Origin of the sequence: Microbacterium mcarthurae (assembly GCF_046064585.1) — a bacterium.
GTDB lineage: Bacteria > Actinomycetota > Actinomycetes > Actinomycetales > Microbacteriaceae > Microbacterium > Microbacterium mcarthurae.
This window is the reverse complement of the sequence record NZ_JAROCE010000001.1, coordinates 696,569-715,607: the sequence shown is the minus strand read 5'-3', so window position 1 is coordinate 715,607 and position 19,039 is coordinate 696,569. Positions and strand designations below refer to the sequence as shown.

Sequence of the window (19,039 nt, the reverse complement as noted above, 5' to 3'; positions counted from 1 at the left end):
TCGCCGAGTCGCCCCGGGGCCCGGCACAACTCCGGCACGCCATCGACGGGCGACCGCGCGCCGCGTCGGAAGGCGGAATCTTCAGGAGTTGTGACGGGCCTCGGCGGGCGACGGAAAGTCGGGGGATACTCGGGACAGCGGTGCACGGATGCCGCGGGAGGAGGGGCCGTGAGCGAGGACGCCCTGCGGCAGGCCGCCGAGACGATGCGGGCGGTGCGGGAACGCTGCGCGTGGACGCGAACGATCGACCACCGCGACCTCGTGGCGTACCTGGTCGAGGAGAGTGCCGAGGTGATCGACGCCGTCGAGTCCGGCACGCGGGCCGATCTGCGGGAAGAGCTCGGCGACCTGCTCTGGCAGGTGCTCTTCCATGCCGAGATCGCGGCCGGCGATCCCGTGGATCCGTTCGACATCGACGACGTGGCGCGTGGTCTCACCGAGAAGATGGTGCGCCGCCATCCTCACGTGTTCGCCGGCGCCGTGGCATCCACCCCGGAAGAGGTGCTGGTGCACTGGAACGCCGCGAAGGCGGCCGAGAAGCGCGAGCGCACGAGCGTGCTGGACGGCGTCTCCGACCACATGCCCTCCCTCGCGCTGGCACAGAAGGTGCTCGGCAAAGCCGCGCAGGTGGGTGTGGCTGCGGGCCGTGCGCCCCTGGCTCCCGCCGACGAGTCCGAGCTCGGCGACGCGTTGCTCGCCCTGGTGCAGCTCGCCCGCGAGCACGGCTGGGATGCCGACCGCGCCCTCCGGGGTCGCCTCCGCGCCCTGCGCGCCGAGGTCCGCGCCGCCGAGTAGCCGCGCGAGAGCACACGATCGGGTCGAACGCATACATTCGCGCCTCCCGCATCGTGTGCGTTCGACCGCATCGTGTGCGTTCGGCGCCGGGCCGGACGGGGCCGGGCCGGACGAGGGGCGGTGCGGGGCCTGGAACAATGGAGCCGTGGCATCCGTGAACCCGCCGCGCGGCATGCGCGACTTCCTCCCCGCTGACAAGGCCCGGCGCGAGCGCGTGCTCGCCGTCATCCGCGAGCGCTATCGCGCGCACGGCTTCGACGAGATCGAGACCCCGGTGGTCGAGGAGTACGGGCGTCTGCACGCCGGTATCGGCGGCGACAACGAGAAGCTGTCCTTCAGCGTGCTCAAGCGCGGACTGGATGCCGAGGCGATCCGCGCCGCGGCCGATGACCCCGCCGCCCTGGCCGACCTGGGTCTGCGCTACGACCTGACCGTTCCGCTGGCGCGCTTCTACGCGACCCACCGCGCGCAGCTGCCCTCGGTGTTCCGAGCCATTCAGATGGCGCCCGTGTGGCGGGCCGAACGCCCGCAGAAGGGGCGCTACCGCCAGTTCGTGCAGTGCGACATCGACATCATCGGCGACGCGACGCCGCGCGCCGAGGCCGAGCTGATGACGGCGAGCCTCGACGTGCTCGACGCGCTGGGCCTCGAGGGCGGCACGATCCGGGTGAACGACCGCCGCGCGCTCGACGCGATGCTGGATGTCTTCGGCTTCGCCCCGGACGAGCGGCCGGGCGTGCTCATCACCATCGACAAGCTCGACAAGGTCGGTGCTTCGGGCGTGGTCGCTGAGCTGCGCGAGCGCCGCGCGACCGCCGCCGCGGTCGACGCGTTCGCCGCCTACCTCGACCGTCCGCAGGCCGCGGACACCGCCTTCGACGACGCCGGGATCCGTGCGGCCCTGCCCGCCGGCATCCCGGACGACGTCGTCGAACACCTGGTCGGACTCGGCGAGACGGTCGCCGCCGCGCGTGGTGCCGACGCCCCCCTGCGGTTCGACCCGTTCCTCGTCCGCGGGATGGGGTACTACACCGGCACGATCTTCGAGCTCGCGCACCCGAGCGTCGACTACTCGCTCGGGGGCGGGGGCCGGTACGACGGCATGATCGGCCGCTTCCTCGGACAGGACGTGCCCGCCGTGGGCTTCTCCATCGGGTTCGAGCGCATCGTCGATCTGCTCCAGGATGCCGAGGACTCCGGGTCTCGTTCGCTCGTGCTCGTGCACGACCGCGATGTGCCGCTCACGACGCTGCTGCGACTGAAAGCCGATCTCGTGTCCGCCGGGACGCGGGTGCGGCTCGAGCAGCGCTCCAAGAACCTCAAGGCCCTGCTCGAGCGTTCGCGGGCGGACGGATACATGTCCTTCGCGACCGTGAGCGCGGACACCACCGCGGAATCCCTCGAGATCAAGCCGCTCGACTGACCCGGCGGTCGCGTCACCGCCCGTTCACCGCCGCGCGGTGAGATCGCCTCATGCGCACACGCCGTCCGATCACCGTCGCGGCCGCTTCGTCGGCGGCGCTCGTCGGCGCCGCCGCGGTGGGCGTGCGCACGCTCATCGTCCGTCAGGCCGCGATCGCGCGGCGACGCATCGGGAAGCCGCTCGGAGAGCAGGCTCTGGATGCCGACCGGGTGTGGCGCCGCAAGAAGCATCCGGGGCCGCCGCTGGAGCTCCTTCTGCTCGGCGATTCGATCGCGGCGGGTCTGGGCGCCGGCCATCGGCGCGACACGCTCGGCGCGCGCCTCGCGAAGGGCATCGCCCGCGCTCAGGGTCGGTCGGTGCGGCTGCACACGGCGGCGGTGGTCGGAGCCGAGACGTCGGCGCTCGCCGGGCAACTCGACGGCCTCCCGGACGGCTACCGCGCGGACGTCGCCGTCATCGTCGTCGGAGGCAACGACGTCACGCACCGTGTTCCGGCCGCGCGTGCGGCGGCGCAACTCGAAGCCGTCGTGCGCACCCTCCGCGGTGGGGGAGTGCCCGTCGTGGTCGGCACCTGTCCCGATCTGGGCACGCTGCGCGCGATCCCGCAGCCGCTGCGGGCCCTCGCGGCGCGGTCGTCGCGTCAACTGGCCGCCGCTCAGGCCGCCGCGGTGCGCCGGGCGGGCGGGCGTGTCGTCCCTCTCGCACGGGCGGTCGGTCCGGTCTTCGCCGAACGCCCCGACGAGATGTTCAGTGTCGACCGCTTCCATCCCAGCGCGCTCGGTTACCGGCGGACCGCAGACGCACTCCTCCCCGCGGTTCTCGCCGCCCTGACCGCGGAATCCCCGGCGGCGGCGGGCCGGGACTAGACCGCCCTCCGGCCGCTCGGCTCCCGCACCGGCGCCCCCGGACACCGCTGCGATCGCGGCCCCGGGGTCATGGCATCCGGCCTCCGTCCCACGCCGCCGTTGACCGGCGCGGTCCGGGCCGTCAGGCTGAGAACGTGCCCCTCCACGACGATGTCGATGCCTTTCTGACCGAGACTCTCATCGGTGCGGATCCCGCGTTGGATGCCGCGCTCGCCGCGCAGCAGGACGCCGGACTCCCGGCGATCGAGGTGGCGCCGGTCAACGCCAAGCTTCTGCACCTCCTCGTTCGCATCAGCGGTGCCCGACGGGTGCTGGAGATCGGCACCCTCGGTGCGTACTCGACGATCTGGCTCGCCCGCGCGCTCCCCGAGGGCGGACGGGTCGTCACGATCGAGGCCGAGGAGCGCAACGCGGGCATCGCCCGGGCCAACCTCGAGCGTGCCGGGGTCGCCGACCGTGTGGACATCCGCGTGGGCCGAGGTCTCGACGTGCTTCCCACCCTCGTGGGCGAGGACCCCTTCGACTTCGTCTTCGTCGACGCCGACAAGGAGTCCAATCCCGGCTACCTCGACTGGGCCGCTCGGCTGGGGCGGCCCGGCACGGTGGTGGTTCTGGACAACGTCGTGCGTGCCGGCGCGGTCGCCGACCCGCCCCCGGGGGACACGAAGGTCGCCGGTGCCCGCGCGGGCGTCGTGATGCTGGGGGAGGACCCGCGATTCGATGCGACGGCCCTGCAGACGCTCGACCGCAAGGGGTGGGACGGTCTCGCCGTGGCCGTGCTGACGGACGCCGTGGCATCCGAGGTCCCGTCCGTGTCGTCCTGACCGCCCGCGTGTTCCCGTCCCGCAGCCGCGTCCGGCGTCGAGTGCCAGGCGGCGCGCGGACCCGGCCACACGAGCGGCGACCGTGATCACTAGACTCGAAGCGGACCGACGACGCTCCGCCCTCTCACACCCAGAACCAACGAGGAGTCCTTCGTGGCACTTATCGAGGCTGTCAACGCGCGCGAGATCCTGGATTCGCGCGGTAACCCGACCGTCGAGGTGGAGGTGCTCCTCGACGACGGCATCGTTCAGCGCGCGGCCGTCCCCTCCGGCGCATCCACCGGTGCCTTCGAGGCGTACGAGCTCCGTGACGGCGACAAGAGCCGCTACAACGGCAAGGGCGTGCTCAAGGCCGTCGCCGCGGTCGTCGACGAGCTGGGTCCGGCCATCGAGGGCGTCGAGGCCAGCGAGCAGCGCATCATCGATGAGATCCTGATCGAGACCGACGGCACCGACAACAAGTCGCGCACCGGCGCCAACGCCATCCTCGGCGTGTCGCTCGCGGTCGCGAAGGCCGCCGCCGACAGCGCCGACCTTCCGCTGTTCCGCTACCTCGGCGGCCCCAACGCCCACCTGCTGCCCGTGCCGCTGTTCAACGTCATCAACGGTGGCGAGCACGCCGACAACGGCATCGACTTCCAGGAGTTCTTCCTCGCGCCCATCGGCGCCGACACCTACGGCGAGTCCCTCCGCTGGGGCACCGAGGTCTACCACGTCCTCAAGGGCGAGCTGAAGGCCGCCGGCTTCGCCACCGGTCTCGGCGACGAGGGTGGCTTCGCCCCCGACCTGCCCAGCAACCGTGAGGGTCTCGACTTCCTGATCCGCGCGATCGAGAAGGCCGGCTTCACCCCCGGCACCGATATCGCCGTCGGCCTCGACGTCGCCGCCACCGAGTTCTACAAGGACGGCGTCTACACGGTCGAGGGCAAGGCCTGGAGCGTCGACGAGCTCGTCGACTACTTCGCCGACCTCGTCGCGAACTTCCCGATCGTCACGATCGAGGACGCCCTCGCCGAGGACGACTGGGACGGCTGGAAGAAGCTGACCGACGCGATCGGTTCGAAGGTTCAGCTCGTCGGCGACGACCTGTTCGTCACCAACCCCACCCGCCTGCAGCAGGGGATCGACCGCGGCGTCGCCAACTCGCTGCTGGTGAAGGTCAACCAGATCGGCACGCTCTCCGAGACCCTGGATGCCATCGCCCTGGCCACCCGCTCCGGGTACACGTCGATGCTCTCGCACCGTTCGGGCGAGACCGAGGACACCACGATCGCCGATCTCGCCGTGGCGGTGAACGCCGGACAGATCAAGACCGGTGCCCCCGCCCGCAGCGAGCGCGTCGCGAAGTACAACCAGCTGCTGCGCATCGAGGAAGACCTCGGCGACGCCGCCGTCTTCGCCGGCCGGTCCGCGTTCCCCCGTTTCAAGGGCTGAACGCAACCCGCGTTTCTGGGAGGGGGGAGCCGTGCGGCTCCCCCCCTCCGTCGTTCGTGGTATCCGCCGAGCGGATGCCGGGAGCGCGGCGCGTCACGGGGGCACTTTCCCCGCGCCGCATAGGCTGGGTCACTGCCCGCGGTGCGTACCTTGCGGCGGGCGAGGAAGGAGCCGTCGTGGATCGACCGACGCTCCCCACCCGTCCCCGAGGCCGGAACGACGCGGCGCCGGGGCCCCACGGCTCGGCACGGTCGCCGCGGGAGCGCTCCGGGGCGCCGAAGGCCGAGCGCTCGCGGCCCCGCCGAGTCGATGTGCGCGAATGGCTGAGCGGGCTTCGCATCTCGGGTTTCGTCGTCATCATGCTGGGCCTCGTGGTGCTCGGAACCCTCGTGCTGGTCCCGACCGTCGGCACGTACATGGAGCAGCGGCAGCGGATCCTCGCGCTGCAGAATGCCGTGGCTCTCAGCCAGAACGAAGTCGCCGATCTGGAATCCCAGCGTGAGCGCTGGTCGGACCCTGCCTACATCACCACGCAGGCGCGGGAGCGGCTCTACTACACACTGCCGGGCGAGGTCGTGTATCTCATCGACGACGATCTTCCGGCATCCGCGACCCCCCAGGAACAACAGGACGTCTCGCAAGACGTCGAGCAGACGCGCACCGATTGGATGTCGCAGCTCGTGCGGTCGGTGACCTCCGCCGGGGCGGCTCAGGTCGTCGTGCCGTCCATCGGCGTGCCCGATCCCGCGCCCACTCCGGCGCCGACGCCGTGAGCGCACGCCTCTTCTGCCGCGGACGTCGGGGGCGCCGGGTACCCTGGAGGGAATGAGCACCCCGCCCCTGCCCCCGGCCTCCGACTCCGATCTCGACGTGCTGCGGTCCCAGCTCGGCCGGGTTCCGCGCGGTGTCGTCGGCATCGCGGCGCGGTGCGTGTGCGGGAACCCCACCGTCGTGGCGACGTCTCCGCGGCTCGACGACGGAAGCCCGTTCCCCACGTTCTACTACCTCACGCACCCGGCTGCGACGGCGGCGATGTCGGTGCTCGAGGCCGGTCACGTCATGAAGGAGTTCACCGACGAACTCGCGAACGACGAAGAACTGCGGGCCGCCTACACGCTTGCGCACGAGGCCTACCTGCGTGATCGAGCCGTCTACGGCGAGCCCGAAGAGATCGCCGGCATCTCCGCGGGAGGAATGCCCACGCGCGTGAAGTGCCTGCACGCCCTCGCGGGGCACGCTCTGGCGGCCGGACCCGGTGTGAACCCCGTGGGCGACCGTGCGCTCGCGCGCGGCACCTGGTCGCCGGAGCGCTGCGAGTGCGAGACCCCCGGAGCGGGCGGATGAGACGCGTCGTCGCGGCCGTGGCATCCGTCGTCCTGGGGGCGGTCATGCTGACGGGTGCGACGGCGGCCCCGGTGCCCGAGGATCCCACCGACCCGGTCCGCGCCGCCCAGTACTGGCTCGACCAGTACGGCATCCGCGACGCGTGGAAGACCACGCGCGGAGCGGGACAGAAGATCGCCGTCATCGACACCGGTATCGCGCGCGGGCCCGTCGAGTTCACCGGCGCTGTCGCGGCGGGGACCGATGTATCGGGTGTCGGCGCTCCGGACGGGCGCACGCCCGTCGGGGCGGTGGACTCCAATCACGGCAGCTGGGTCGCTTCGCTTGCGGCCTCGCGGGGCACCGGCAACGGGCGCGGGATGATCGGGGTGGCTCCCGAAGCCGAGCTGCTCTCCATCTCGGTCGGCTTCGGGGCCACCACCTCGAAGCCCTTCACCGAGCAGATCGTGGACGCGCTGCGGTGGGCGGTCGACGAGGGCGCGACGATCATCAACATGTCGCTGACCACGAACACCCTCGACTGGGACCCCAGTTGGGACGAAGCCTTCCAGTACGCCTTCGAGCATGATGTCGTCGTCGTCGTCGCGGCCGGGAACCGCGGGAGCGGGACGTCCCGCGTCGGAGCGCCCGCCACGATCCCGGGTGTCCTCGCCGTCGGTGGGGTCGACCCGTCGGGCAGGGCGAGCAACGATGCCTCCACGCAGGGCATCACCATCGGTCTGTCCGCACCGAGCGAGCGTCTGCTCGGCGTGTCGGCCGACGGCACGCTCGTCCAGTGGAACGGGACGAGCGGGGCTGCGCCGATCGTCTCCGGCGTTGCGGCTCTGGTCCGCGCCGCCCATCCCGAGCTGGATGCCAACAACGTGCTCAACCGTCTGATCCGCACCGCGGCACCGGTCCCGGGGGCGGCGGCCGGCCAAGACCCCTTGTACGGCTATGGTCTGATCGACGCGGAGGCCGCGGTGTCGGCGACGAACGTGCCCTCGGTGTCGTCGAATCCGCTCGGTGACCTGGCCGAATGGGTGCGGTTGTACCGGCGTGCGGACGCTCCCGCCCCCACCGGTGAGCCCACCACCGCACCCGTCGAGATCCCGCCGCTCCCGCCCGCGGATTCCGCGCCCCGCGCGTCATCCCCCCTGCTCCCGACGCGCGACAGCCTGCTGTACGGGACGCTTCCACTCGCGGGCGGCACCCTCGCCGCTATAATGATCCTGCTCGGCGTCAGTGCTGCTGCCCGGCGAATCCGACAGGCGCGCACTCCTCGCGAGCCGAGCCGCATCACAAACCAGGAGTCTCTTCCATCGTGACCAGCACCGTGCCCAAGATCCTCATCGTCGGCGGAGGCTACGCGGGCTTCTACACCGCGTGGAAGCTCGAGAAGCTTCTCGGCCGCAACGAGGCCGAGGTCACCCTCGTCGATCCGCTGCCGTACATGACGTACCAGCCGTTCCTGCCGGAGGTCGCTGCGGGCGAGATTGAGCCTCGCCACGTCGTGGTGGGCCTGCGGCGGCACCTCAAGCGTACGACCGTCATCGCGGGCAAGGTCACGGGCATCGAGCACGCCCGAAAGACCGCGACGATCACGCCGATCGCCGGCGAGGAGTCGTGGCAGCAGGAGTACGACCAGATCGTCGTGACCGCCGGTGCGGTGTCTCGCACGTTCCCGATTCCCGGCATCGCCGAGAACGCGATCGGGCTCAAGACCATCGAAGAGGCCGTCGCGATCCGCGACCGGCTCACGTCGAACTTCGACAAGGCTTCGGTGCTGCCTGCTGGTCCCGAGCGCGACCGTCTGCTGACCGTCGTCGTCGTCGGTGGCGGCTTCGCGGGCATCGAGGTGTTCGCCGAGCTCCGCGCCTACGCGTCCTCGCTGCTCAAGCAGTACCCGACGCTGTCCTTCGACGACACCCACTTCCACCTCATCGAGGCGATGGGGCGCATCATGCCCGAGGTGTCGCAGAAGACGAGCGAGTGGGTGCTGGCCGATCTGGCGAAGAAGGGTGCATTCGTGCACCTCGACACGCAGGTCAAGGGCGCAGTCGACGGTGTGGTCGAGCTCTCCACCGGTGAGCAGCTCCCCACCGATCTCATCATCTGGACCGCGGGCGTCATGGCGAACCCGACGGTCGTCCGCGGGAGCGACCTCCCTGTCGAGGAGCGCGGTCGCATCCGTACGCGCCCCGATCTGCGCGTGGGCACGGACGAGGAGATCGTCGAAGGCGCCTGGGCCGCCGGTGACGTGTCGGCTGTGCCCGACCTCTCCGGTGGCGGTGTGGGTGGCTTCTGTGTGCCCAACGCCCAGCACGCGGTGCGCCAGGGCAAGCTCATGGCGAAGAACCTCGTCGCGGTCCTGCGCGGCGAGGAGCCGAAGCAGTACTTCCACAAGAACCTCGGCGCGGTCGCGGGGCTCGGGCTGTACAACGGCGCGTTCCAGTCGGGCAAGATCGCGCTGACGGGTCTGCTCGCGTGGTTCGCGCACCGCGGTTACCACGGCCTGGCCATGCCGACGTGGGAGCGCAAGTTCCGCGTCGTGGGCGACTGGATGCAGAACTTCCTTCACGGCCGCGAGACCGTGTCCCTCGAGACCGTCCAGAACCCCCGCGCGGCGTTCGAGGAGTTCGCGGCTCGCCCGCGCCCCGCGCAGCCTGCGGCCGAGGCCCCGGCGGACAAGAAGCCCGAGAAGGTCGGCGCGTCCCGCTGACATCGATCGAGACCCCCGCATGACGCGGGGGTCTCGTCGTTTCGGGATGCCGCGTGCGGCCGCGCTACGGTGGGTCGTGGCATCCGCCCCCGTAGCCCAATGGCAGAGGCAGGCGACTTAAAATCGCTCCAGGTGTGGGTTCGAGTCCCACCGGGGGTACCGGTTCGGCATCCGTGTGCTCCGCGGTCGCTTCAGTGTCCAAGACACGCGGACGCCCGGTTCCGCCGTCGGCGTGTTCTGGACACTGAACCGGTGTCGAGGCCTCCAGACGCAGACGCGAGACCCGTGACGCGGTGGGCAGTCCTCCTGCCTCAGTGTCCAAGACACGCGGACGCCCGGTTCCGCCGTCCGCGTGTTCTGGACACTGAACCGGTGTCGAGGCCTCCAGACGCAGACGCGAGACCCGTGACGCGGTGGGTAGTCCTCCTGCTTCAGTGTCCAAGACACGCGGACGCCCGGTTCCGCCGTCCGCGTGTTCTGGACACTGAACGGGGGACGGCGCGGCGCACCGCCCGCGCGTGCGTATCCACTGGGAGTCGTCCGTAGGCCCCTGTCGGGTGACAGCCGCGCCGTTAGGATTGTGCCGCAGTCGTCGAACGGAGTATCGGAATATGTGGGAGTGGCTCGTCCCCATCATCGTGATCGTCGCGATCCTGGTGATCGCGGGGATCTATCTGTGGGCGACGTACAACTCGCTCGTTTCCTTGAACGTCCGTGTCGACGAAGCATGGAGTGACATCACCGTCCAGTTGAAGAGGCGTGCCGATCTCCTGCCCAACCTCATCGAGACCGTGAAGGGGTATGCGGCACACGAGAAGGCGGTGTTCGAGAACGTCACGCGGGCTCGTGCCGAGACGATCTCGGCACAGAGCCCCGCCGAGGCCGGGGTCGCTGAAGGTCACATGCAGCAGGCGCTGAAGTCGTTGTTTGCTGTGGCCGAGGCCTACCCGCAGCTCCAGGCGAGTCAGAACTTCCTGCAGCTGCAGCAGTCCATCGTCGACACCGAGGACAAGATCCAGGCATCGCGCCGGTTCTACAACGGTGGCGTGCGCGAGCTGAACACGAAGATCAAGGTCTTCCCCAACAATCTGTTCGCGCGGCAGCTGGGCTTCCAGGCGCGCGAGTTCTTCGAGGTGGTCGACGGCGCCGCGATCTCGGAACCACCGCGCGTGCAGTTCTGACGCGTGACCTCGCGCCCCCTCATCCCCCTAAAGGCGAGGGGGCGCTGTCGTTGCGCGGTGCACGCGGATGTTCGTGCCGCTCGGCGTCCAGAGCCGTGGACAGGGCGTCGGCCGCGTCTCCCCACCGGGACACCGTGACTCGTTCGAGGCCCTGCCACGCCGCCGCGGCGCGCAACTCGAGCGCCATACGCTCGGCGGCGTCGGCGGGCGCGCCGTGCTCCCACCACGCCGATTGGACCCGAAGCGCGGAGGCTGCGCGGTCGGCCTTGAGGTCGACCCGCCCGACGACGTCGTCACCGACGACCACCGGAAGGGAGTAGTAGCCGAAGCGCCGCTTCTCGGCGGGGGTGTAGATCTCGATCCGATAGTCGAAGTCGAACAGCCGCTCGGCCCGTTCCCGGAACCACACCACGGGGTCGAAGGGCGAGAGGATCGCCGTCGCATCGATCCGCCGGGGGCGCGCGGCATCCCGGTGGAGCCACGCCCGCGCCGGCCGCCCGCCACTGTGCCAACCCTCGACGTGGACGGGGATGAGTTCACCGGTGTCGACGAGATCGTTGACCGCCGACAGGACGGCAGGCCGATCCCGGATGCGCCAGTAGTCCGCGAGATCGGCCGCGGTCGCGACGCCATAGGCAACGGCGGCGCGACGGACGAGCTCGGCGATGGCCTCGCTGCGGGGGACCGTTCGATCGAGCGCGTGCGCAGGCAGCACGTCGGCGGAAAGGGCGTACCGCCTCTCGAAGCCCCGTCGCCCCGCGATGGCGACCTCCCCGAACAGCCACAGACGCTCCAGTCCGTTCTTCACGTCATCCCAGCCCCACCATGACCCGCGGGACCCTTTCCGGGCGTCGTGATCGATCTCGGCGGGACGAAGCGGGCCGCGTTCCGCAAGCTCGTCTCGCAGCCACTGCAACAGGGGGCGGTGGGCGTCCGCCCAGGCGTCGCTTCCGTACTTGCGTCGCATGTCGTCGCGTCGGAACTGCAGGAGCGGCCAATCGTCGGCGGCGACGAGGGATGCCACGTGCGCCCACGACTCGACCCACCTCGGTCGGCGCGAGAAGGCGACCGCGTCGAGGAGTCCGGTGTCGTAGGGCCCGAGGCGCGCGAAGAGGGGCATGTAGTGGGAGCGCGAGAAGACGTTCACCGAATCGATCTGCAGGATCCGCATGCGCTGGAGCGTCGCGGTGACCTGCCGGGTCCCGACGGAGGCGGGGCGGGGGCGACCGATGCCCTGAGCGGCGAGCGCGATGCGGCGCGCCTCGGCGCGGCGGAGGGACAGCGTCATGGGCGCCAGCGTAGACGTCGGCTCCGACATTCCCGGCGTTCTCGCCGGGACCGCGGCGGTAGGCTGACGGGATGACCGGAACCGATCCCGAGGACCGCGGATCGTTCTTCGACGCCCTGCGACGGCGTACCGTCTCGAGCGACCTTTCACCGGGAGTACCGCCTGCCTTGCGCCAGGCCACCGCGTACTCGTGGCGGCTGCTCGTGATCGCTGCGGCCATCGGGGTCGTGGTGTGGGTCGTCATCCAGCTCAAGCTCCTGGTGGTCCCGCTCCTGGTCGCGATCCTGGTGACCGCTCTGGTGTGGCCCGCCTTCTCTTTCCTGCTCCGGCACCGATGGCCGAAGTGGTTGGCGATCGTCGTGACCGTGCTCGGGACGATCGCCATCATCTCGGGTCTTCTCTGGCTGGCCGTGTGGCAGATCACGCGTCAGTTCGGGTCGGTGCGGGAGCGGACGATCGAGGCCGTGGCACAGTTCCGCCAGTACCTGATCGACGGACCGCTCCACCTGAGCGCGCAGCAGATCGATGACGGCTTGCGCCAGGCCGGTTCGTTCCTGCAGGAGCAGGCGGAGGTCTTGTGGACCGGGGCCCTGGCGATCGGCACGACGCTCGGTCACGTCGCCACGGGCCTGTTGCTGACGCTGTTCATCCTGCTGTGTCTTCTCGCCGACGGCGCCGGCATCTGGCGATGGACGACACGCCTGTTCCCGCGCGTCGCACGCCCCGCCGTCGACGGTGCGGGACGCGCCGGCTGGCGCACCGTCATGACCTACGCGCGTACCCAGCTGCTGGTCGCGACGATCGACGCGGTCGGCATCGGACTGGGCGCCTTCCTCCTCGGAGTGCCGTTGGCGATACCGATCGGCGTGCTCGTGTTCCTCGGGGCGTTCATCCCCTTCGTCGGTGCGGTCGTCACCGGTGCTCTGGCCGTCTTCATCGCCCTCGTCTACAACGGGCCCCTCATCGCTCTCTTCATGCTGATCGTGGTGCTCGGTGTTCAGCAGATCGAGAGTCACATCCTGCAGCCCATCCTCATGGGCTCGGCCGTCAAGGTGCATCCTCTCGCGGTGGTGCTGGTGGTGGCCGGCGGTGCGATGATCGGTGGCATCCCCGGGGCCCTCTTCGCGGTGCCTCTCTCCGCCTTCGTGAATGTGGTGGCGGTGTACCTCAGTACGAAAGCGTGGCGAGACGACGGCGCGGCGGTGAATTCCGCCGACCTCATCTGGCAGACCGTGCCGCGGGATCGCGGAAGGAGATCATGAACCACACGCCGACGTTGGCCGAGTTCGAGGATGCCGCGCAGACTCTGCGCGGCATCATCACGCGAACCCCGCTGGACGAATCGCTGCATCTGACCGAGTTGCTCGGCGTCCCCCTTCACCTCAAGCTCGAAAACCTCCAGCGGACGGGCTCATTCAAGATCCGCGGGGCGACCTACCGCCTCTCGCGGCTGACGGCCGAGGAACGCGCGCGAGGGGTCGTTGCGGCATCCGCGGGCAATCACGCGCAGGGAGTCGCTCTCGCGGCGCAGCAACTGGGCATCTCGGCCACGATCTTCATGCCCCTGGGCGTTCCGGTTCCCAAGCTCCTCGCAACACGCGGCTATGGCGCGGATGTCATCCTGGAGGGCGCCACGGTCGAGACCCCGCTCCGGCTGGCCGCCGAGTTCGCCGAACGGACCGGGGCGGTCCTGATTCATCCCTTCGACCACCGCGACATCGTCGTCGGTCAGGGGACGCTCGGTCTCGAGCTCGTCGAGGACCTGCCCGACCTCGAGACGGTCATCGTCGGAATCGGTGGCGGGGGACTGGCCGCCGGGGTCGCGGCGGCGGTCAAAGCGCGTGCGGCCGCCGAGGGACGCGCCGTACGTGTCATCGGGGTGCAGGCCGAGAACTCCGCGGCTTACCCGTCATCCCTGGCGGCCGGATATCCCATTCAGGTCTCCACCACGCCCACCATCGCAGACGGTATCGCCGTGGCCCGCCCCGGAGACCTTCCGTTCGAGCTCATTCGCGAGTACGTGGATGAGGTCGTCACCGTCACCGAGGATGACATCGCGCGGGCCCTGCTGGTCCTGCTCGAACGCGCGAAACAGGTCGTCGAGCCCGCGGGCGCGGTCGGGGTCGCCGCCATCCTGGCGGGCAAGGTCCAGGCGACGGGAACGACCGTGACGATCCTCTCCGGAGGCAACATCGACCCGCTCCTGCTGCAGCGTGTGGTGGCACACGGGCTGTCGGCATCCGGCCGGTACATGTCGTTGCGGATTCCTCTGCCCGATCGCCCCGGCCAGCTGGCGCGCGTGTCGGAGCTGCTCGCCCAGGTCGGGGCGAATGTCATCGAGGTGCTGCACACGCGACACGGACAAGGACTTCAGATCAGCGAGGTCATCCTGCAGCTCAGCGTCGAGACCCGCGGTGCCGAGCACCGCGCTCTCGTCATCCGCACGCTGGAAGAAGCGGGCTTCATCGCCACCGTCGTTCCCGACTGACCGGCGGAGCGGCCGAGCGCTTCTCTCACGTCGAGTGATCGGGGGTGAACGGCTTCGCCGCTCCCGATCCGTGGCAGAAACACCGCGAGCCGCTCACCCCGACGGGGGAGCGGCTCGCGATGGCCGAGTCACTGGCCGGAGTAGGTTTCGACCTTCACGATCTCGACGGAGATCTGCTTGCCGTTGGGTGCGGTGTACGAGCCGCTGTCGCCCTCTTTCATCCCCAGAATCGCCTCACCCAGGGGGGAGGCTTCACTGTAGACGTCGAGTTCCGAGTCGGCCGCGATCTCACGATTGCCGAGAAGGAACTTCTCCTCGCCCCCCGCGATGAGCGCGGTCACGACGGTGCCGGACTCGACGACGCCCGTGCTCTCGGGCGCTTCGCCGACCTTGGCGTTCTTCAGCAGCTGCTGCAGGGTGCGGATGCGCGCCTCCTGCTTTCCCTGCTCGTCCTTGGCGGCGTGGTAGCCGCCGTTCTCCTTCAGATCGCCCTCTTCACGAGCGGCTTCGATGCGCTTGGCGATCTCTTCGCGGCCCGTGGTCGAGAGGTGCTCGAGCTCGTGGGCGAGACGGTCGTAGGCATCCTGGGTGAGGAACGTCACCTGAGCGTCGCTGGACACGGTGGTCTCCTTCGTCGTTCGGGCCGGCGATGCGGCGCGATTCATGGGCGCCCGCCGGGAATATGTCGAACGCCCCGGCATCGAGCCGGGGCGCGTCTTGAGCAAAAAGCCTACGGCACCCAACAAGAGTTGACAAAACCCGTGGTCGCCAGGGCGAGGGTGGGGATCTCCTCGGTGAAAGCGCGACTGTGGTCGTCGGATGCCGGGTACTCCACCACGCGCCAGCCGACCGTTCCGTGGTCTTCGTCCTGCGCCTCGATCGCACAGGCCACCGGCTGCCCCACCGGCGCGGTGATCTGGAAGGACACGGTCACACTTTCGGCATCCGCGACGGTGAAGCCGGTGTCGGTGGCCGTGACGGATGCCAGGCTGTTCGACACGGTCGTCCACGCCAGGGCGGCCGTGAGACCGACGCCGAGCAGGCCCACGACACTCCACAGAACGATACGGCGCCGTGGCGATCGGGCGCGTCCGTATCGCTCATCGAGCATGGCCTGCGTCGTCATGGTCTCCTCGGGCTTTAGGCTGGAGTTCCAGGCTACGCGCTTCCGCCCGGACGAAGGACTTCATGCTCACCGCGCTCGCGGCCCTCGCGGCCACGCCCACCCCCGCGTCGACCCCCGACCCCTCGATCGTCACGCCGGGCCCGATCGGGTTCGCGGCGATCGCCTTCATCGGCGTCGCGGTCTTCCTCCTGGTGTGGGACATGCTGCGTCGCATCCGTCGTGGGCGGTATCGCGAAGAGGTCAACGCCGAGTTGGACGCGGAAGAGCAGGCCCGTTCCGCTCAGGCCGCCAGCGAGACCGACGACGAAGACATCGACCCCGCCGCCCCGCGCGGCTGAGGAGGTCGCCGCGACAGCGGCATCCGCGTGATCAGCCGCCGTGGTAGGCGGGCGCGAGCGCGATCAGCAGGCACGCCGTCCAGTGGCAGAGGAACGCCAGCACCGTGCAGACGTGGAAGATCTCGTGGAACCCGAAGTGTCCCGGCCACGGGTTCGGGCGCTTGAGCGCGTACACGACCGCACCGGCGGTGTAGAGCAGGCCACCGACCACGACGAGGACCATCATGGCCACATTGGCGGCCAGCAGGTCGCCGATGTACATCACGGCTGCCCACCCGAGCGCGAGGTACAGGGCGACGTACAGCCATCGGGGCGCGTGGATCCAGAACACCCGGAAGAAGATGCCCAGGATCGCTCCTCCCCACACGATCGAGAGCAGCAGCACCGTTTGCGGCGTGGGGAGCGCCAGCACCGCGAGCGGGGTGTAGGTGCCGGCGATCAACAGCAGGATGTTCGCGTGGTCGATGCGCTTGAGCACTGCCCTGGTCTTCGGCTTCCAGTTGAACCGGTGGTACAGGGCCGAGTTGCCGAACAGAAGCATCGACGTGGCCATGAACACCGCGGACGCCCACTTCGCGGGAGCTCCCTGCGCAAGGCTGATGAGGACGATGCCCGCGGCGATCGCGACGGGGAACGTGCCGGCATGGATCCATCCGCGCCACGTGGGCTTGAGGTCCGCTTGCGCTCCGACCGCCCCGGCCTCCAGAAGGGGGAGCTGGGGCATCTCGGGGCCGTCGCCGGAGGGGGGAAGTGTCACCCTTCGACCCTACGTCGCTCCGCATACCCCGGTCCGTACATGCCGGCGACGTCGGGGGAGGTGACGCACTTCGCACGGGAATCCGAGGCCGCGACGCGGTAGCGTAGGCGGGTGGCGCGCATGCGGAGGAACGAGGGGCGAGGCCCCCTCTACCGGCTCTACATCTCGCGCCTGCGGCGCCGTATGCCGGCGACGGTTCCCCACCACGTGGCGATGATGATCGACGGCAATCGGCGTTGGGCGCGTCAGCTCGGTTTCGACAGCGCGGCCCACGGGCACCGTGCCGGGGCCGCCAAGATGCACGAGTTCCTGCGGTGGTGCGACGATCTCGGCATCCAGGTCGTATCGCTGTATCTGCTGTCCAACGACAATCTGCGCAAACGAGATTCGCGCGAGCTGGACGATCTCATCGACATCATCGCCGAGCTGGCACGCGAACTGTCGCACGAACCGGATTGGCGCGTGCAGCATGTCGGACGCTCCGACGATCTCCCCCCGGCCCTCGCCGAGGTGTTGCACGAGGTCACCGCCCGCACGCGTTCGCACACCGGTCTGCACGTGAACCTCGCCGTCGGCTACGGCGGCCGCAGCGAGATCGTCGACGCGGTGCGCAGCATCATCGCGAAGCACGACGAACAGGGCGGGTCGCTGGAAGAGCTCGCCGCGAGCCTGACGCCGGAGCAGATCGGCGAACACCTCTACACCGGGGGACAGGCCGACCCCGATCTGGTCATCCGCACCTCGGGTGAGCAGCGGCTGAGCGACTTCCTGCTGTGGCAATCCGCGCATTCCGAGTTCTACTTCGTCGAGGCGCTCGGCCCCGATCTGCGCGAGGTCGACTTTCTCCGGGCGATCCGCGATTTCGCGACGCGCGATCGCCGATTCGGGCAGTAGCAGCGTTAACGCACTCGTCACTTTTCCGGGCGTGTTCGCGCGCCCCGCAGTGCGTTTCAGGCCTTACGGTGAGGTCATCGGGCACGGAGCCCGGTCGAGTCGGCCTTCGGATCGCGACTCGTGACCCACAGGTCGACTCGTGAGTGCCGGGTGAGACACCCGGGTCGGGAGTGGGTTGTGACTGCACGAGCACCGTACGACCAGCGGAACGTCGTCGACAGCAGTGTTTCGGAACCGGATGCCTCAGCCGATCAGGCTCTGCGCACGTACGTTCTGGACACCTCGGTCCTGTTGAGCGACCCGCGGGCGTTCTTCCGTTTCGCCGAGCATTCGGTCGTGATCCCGGTCGTCGTGATCACCGAGCTCGAGGGCAAACGCCACGATCCCGAGATCGGGTACTTCGCGCGGCAGGCGCTGCGGCATCTCGACGAACTCCGTATCGAGCACGGCCGGCTGGACTTCCCCGTTCCGGTCGGCACCGACGGCACCCTGCGCGTGGAGTTGAACAACACCGACCCCTCGGTCCTGCCCTCGGGGATGCGCCTCGGCGACAATGACAGTCGCATCCTGGCCGTGGCCATGAACATCGCACGTGACGGCGCCGAGGTCACCGTCGTGTCGAAGGATCTTCCGATGCGCGTGAAGGCGTCCTCGCTGGGTCTGACGGCGGAGGAGTATCTCGCGGAACAGGCGATGGACTCCGGCTGGACGGGCATCGCCTCGATCGACGTGTCCGGTGACGACCTCAGCGACCTCTACGAGGCCGAGGTGGCCGTGAGCGAGGACGTTCGCGGCCTCCCGGTGAACACGGGCCTCATCATCCACTCCGAGCGCGGATCGGCGCTCGGCCGCGTCACCGGCGACGGGGAGTTCCGTCTGGTCCGCGGCGACCGTGACGCCTTCGGTCTGCACGGGCGCTCGGCTGAGCAGCGCATCGCCATCGACCTGCTGCTCGATCCCGACGTGGGCATCGTGTCGCTCGGGGGTCGGGCGGGCACCGGCAAGTCGGCGCTCGCGCTGTGTGCGGCCCTCGAGGCGGTGCTGGAGCGGCAGCAGCAGAAGAAGATCATCGTGTTCCGCCCGCTGTTCGCGGTCGGGGGACAGGAGCTGGGCTACCTCCCCGGCGATCAGGCCGAGAAGATGAACCCGTGGGGTCAGGCGGTGTTCGACACGCTCGGTTCCGTGGTGTCGGGGAACGTCCTCGAAGAGGTGCTCGCGCGAGGCCTCCTCGAAGTGCTCCCGCTGACGCACATCCGCGGGCGCTCGCTGCACGACGCGTTCGTCATCGTCGACGAGGCACAGTCGCTCGAACGCAACGTCCTCCTGACCGTGCTCAGCCGCATCGGACAGAACTCCCGCGTCGTTCTCACCCACGACGTCGGACAGCGTGACAACCTGCGGGTGGGACGCCACGACGGGGTCGCATCGGTCATCGAGACGCTCAAGGGGCACGCGTTGTTCGGGCACGTCACGCTCACGCGGTCCGAGCGCTCGGCGATCGCCGCGCTCGTGACCGACCTGTTGGAGGCCGGCGAGCTCTCTTGAGGTCGACTCGATGAGGGGCCGGGATGCCAGGCATC

19 protein-coding genes and 1 tRNA gene are annotated in these 19,039 nt (G+C 69.6%); 16 read left to right on the top strand and 4 right to left on the bottom strand.

All coding sequences use genetic code 11. From position 1 onward, the window contains the following. The first annotated feature begins 204 nt into the window (after positions 1-204). The 11 genes from P5G46_RS03535 to P5G46_RS03485 all read left to right on the top strand — a co-directional run bounded on the left by P5G46_RS03535 (position 205) and on the right by P5G46_RS03485 (position 10,568). Positions 205-795, top strand: a complete 591-nt coding sequence (locus P5G46_RS03535; protein ID WP_375095699.1) for a nucleoside triphosphate pyrophosphohydrolase — start codon at positions 205-207, stop codon at positions 793-795. A gap of 172 nt (positions 796-967) precedes the next feature. Further along, positions 968-2,218: a histidine--tRNA ligase gene (gene hisS, locus P5G46_RS03530; RefSeq protein WP_408905275.1), complete on the top strand. Its 1,251-nt coding sequence runs from the start codon at positions 968-970 to the stop codon at positions 2,216-2,218. 50 nt (positions 2,219-2,268) lie between these two features. Next, positions 2,269-3,084 (top strand): SGNH/GDSL hydrolase family protein, encoded by an 816-nt coding sequence (locus tag P5G46_RS03525; protein ID WP_408904974.1) that lies wholly within the window; start codon positions 2,269-2,271, stop codon positions 3,082-3,084. 134 nt (positions 3,085-3,218) lie between these two features. Next, on the top strand, positions 3,219-3,908 hold the full coding sequence (locus P5G46_RS03520) for an O-methyltransferase (RefSeq protein ID WP_375095423.1): 690 nt from the start codon (positions 3,219-3,221) through the stop codon (positions 3,906-3,908). Positions 3,909-4,061: 153 nt separating this feature from the next. Beyond that, positions 4,062-5,342, top strand: a complete 1,281-nt coding sequence (gene eno, locus P5G46_RS03515; protein ID WP_239272930.1) for a phosphopyruvate hydratase — start codon at positions 4,062-4,064, stop codon at positions 5,340-5,342. A 176-nt stretch (positions 5,343-5,518) separates the two neighbouring features. Next, complete coding sequence (locus tag P5G46_RS03510; protein WP_408904973.1) at positions 5,519-6,115, top strand: septum formation initiator family protein; 597 nt, start codon at positions 5,519-5,521, stop codon at positions 6,113-6,115. Between the two features lie 52 nt (positions 6,116-6,167). Next, positions 6,168-6,686 (top strand): DUF501 domain-containing protein, encoded by a 519-nt coding sequence (locus P5G46_RS03505; RefSeq protein WP_239272942.1) that lies wholly within the window; start codon positions 6,168-6,170, stop codon positions 6,684-6,686. Then, on the top strand, positions 6,683-7,993 hold the full coding sequence (locus P5G46_RS03500; protein WP_239272953.1) for a S8 family serine peptidase: 1,311 nt from the start codon (positions 6,683-6,685) through the stop codon (positions 7,991-7,993). The genes P5G46_RS03505 and P5G46_RS03500 overlap by 4 nt, the downstream gene beginning before the upstream one ends. Beyond that, complete coding sequence (locus P5G46_RS03495; RefSeq protein ID WP_375095424.1) at positions 7,990-9,387, top strand: NAD(P)/FAD-dependent oxidoreductase; 1,398 nt, start codon at positions 7,990-7,992, stop codon at positions 9,385-9,387. The genes P5G46_RS03500 and P5G46_RS03495 overlap by 4 nt, the downstream gene beginning before the upstream one ends. Before the next feature lie 85 nt (positions 9,388-9,472). Continuing rightward, a tRNA-Leu gene (locus P5G46_RS03490) sits at positions 9,473-9,546 on the top strand. Between the two features lie 452 nt (positions 9,547-9,998). Next, positions 9,999-10,568, top strand: coding sequence for a LemA family protein (locus P5G46_RS03485; RefSeq protein WP_239272981.1), 570 nt, complete (start codon positions 9,999-10,001; stop codon positions 10,566-10,568). A gap of 19 nt (positions 10,569-10,587) precedes the next feature. On the opposite strand, the gene P5G46_RS03480 is transcribed toward P5G46_RS03485, so the two are convergent. Further along, positions 10,588-11,856, bottom strand: coding sequence for a winged helix-turn-helix domain-containing protein (locus P5G46_RS03480; protein WP_408904972.1), 1,269 nt, complete (start codon positions 11,854-11,856; stop codon positions 10,588-10,590). A 71-nt stretch (positions 11,857-11,927) separates the two neighbouring features. Between P5G46_RS03480 and P5G46_RS03475 the strand changes: the two genes are divergently transcribed. Both P5G46_RS03475 and ilvA read left to right on the top strand, forming a co-directional pair. Beyond that, positions 11,928-13,118: an AI-2E family transporter gene (locus P5G46_RS03475; protein WP_408904971.1), complete on the top strand. Its 1,191-nt coding sequence runs from the start codon at positions 11,928-11,930 to the stop codon at positions 13,116-13,118. Then, positions 13,115-14,344 carry a threonine ammonia-lyase gene (ilvA, locus tag P5G46_RS03470; protein ID WP_408904970.1) on the top strand — a complete coding sequence of 410 codons (1,230 nt, stop codon included), beginning with the start codon at positions 13,115-13,117 and terminating at the stop codon, positions 14,342-14,344. The genes P5G46_RS03475 and ilvA overlap by 4 nt, the downstream gene beginning before the upstream one ends. 128 nt (positions 14,345-14,472) lie before the next feature. Here the strand turns inward: ilvA and greA are convergent, their stop codons facing one another. Together greA and P5G46_RS03460 are read right to left on the bottom strand one after the other, a co-directional pair. Further along, positions 14,473-14,964: a transcription elongation factor GreA gene (gene greA / locus P5G46_RS03465; RefSeq protein ID WP_228163536.1), complete on the bottom strand. Its 492-nt coding sequence runs from the start codon at positions 14,962-14,964 to the stop codon at positions 14,473-14,475. A 110-nt stretch (positions 14,965-15,074) separates the two neighbouring features. Beyond that, positions 15,075-15,470 carry a DUF4307 domain-containing protein gene (locus P5G46_RS03460; RefSeq protein WP_375095428.1) on the bottom strand — a complete coding sequence of 132 codons (396 nt, stop codon included), beginning with the start codon at positions 15,468-15,470 and terminating at the stop codon, positions 15,075-15,077. Between the two features lie 62 nt (positions 15,471-15,532). Here P5G46_RS03460 and P5G46_RS03455 point away from each other — a divergent pair, with 62 nt between their 5' ends. Beyond that, positions 15,533-15,808: a hypothetical protein gene (locus P5G46_RS03455; protein ID WP_408904969.1), complete on the top strand. Its 276-nt coding sequence runs from the start codon at positions 15,533-15,535 to the stop codon at positions 15,806-15,808. Between the two features lie 31 nt (positions 15,809-15,839). Here the strand turns inward: P5G46_RS03455 and trhA are convergent, their stop codons facing one another. Continuing rightward, positions 15,840-16,532, bottom strand: coding sequence for a PAQR family membrane homeostasis protein TrhA (trhA, locus tag P5G46_RS03450; RefSeq protein WP_408905274.1), 693 nt, complete (start codon positions 16,530-16,532; stop codon positions 15,840-15,842). Between the two features lie 153 nt (positions 16,533-16,685). Here trhA and P5G46_RS03445 point away from each other — a divergent pair, with 153 nt between their 5' ends. Both P5G46_RS03445 and phoH2 read left to right on the top strand, forming a co-directional pair. Then, complete coding sequence (locus P5G46_RS03445) at positions 16,686-17,459, top strand: isoprenyl transferase (protein WP_408905273.1); 774 nt, start codon at positions 16,686-16,688, stop codon at positions 17,457-17,459. A gap of 177 nt (positions 17,460-17,636) precedes the next feature. Then, positions 17,637-19,004, top strand: coding sequence for an RNA 5'-3' helicase PhoH2 (gene phoH2 / locus P5G46_RS03440; RefSeq protein ID WP_375095430.1), 1,368 nt, complete (start codon positions 17,637-17,639; stop codon positions 19,002-19,004). The last annotated feature ends 35 nt before the right edge of the window (positions 19,005-19,039 follow it).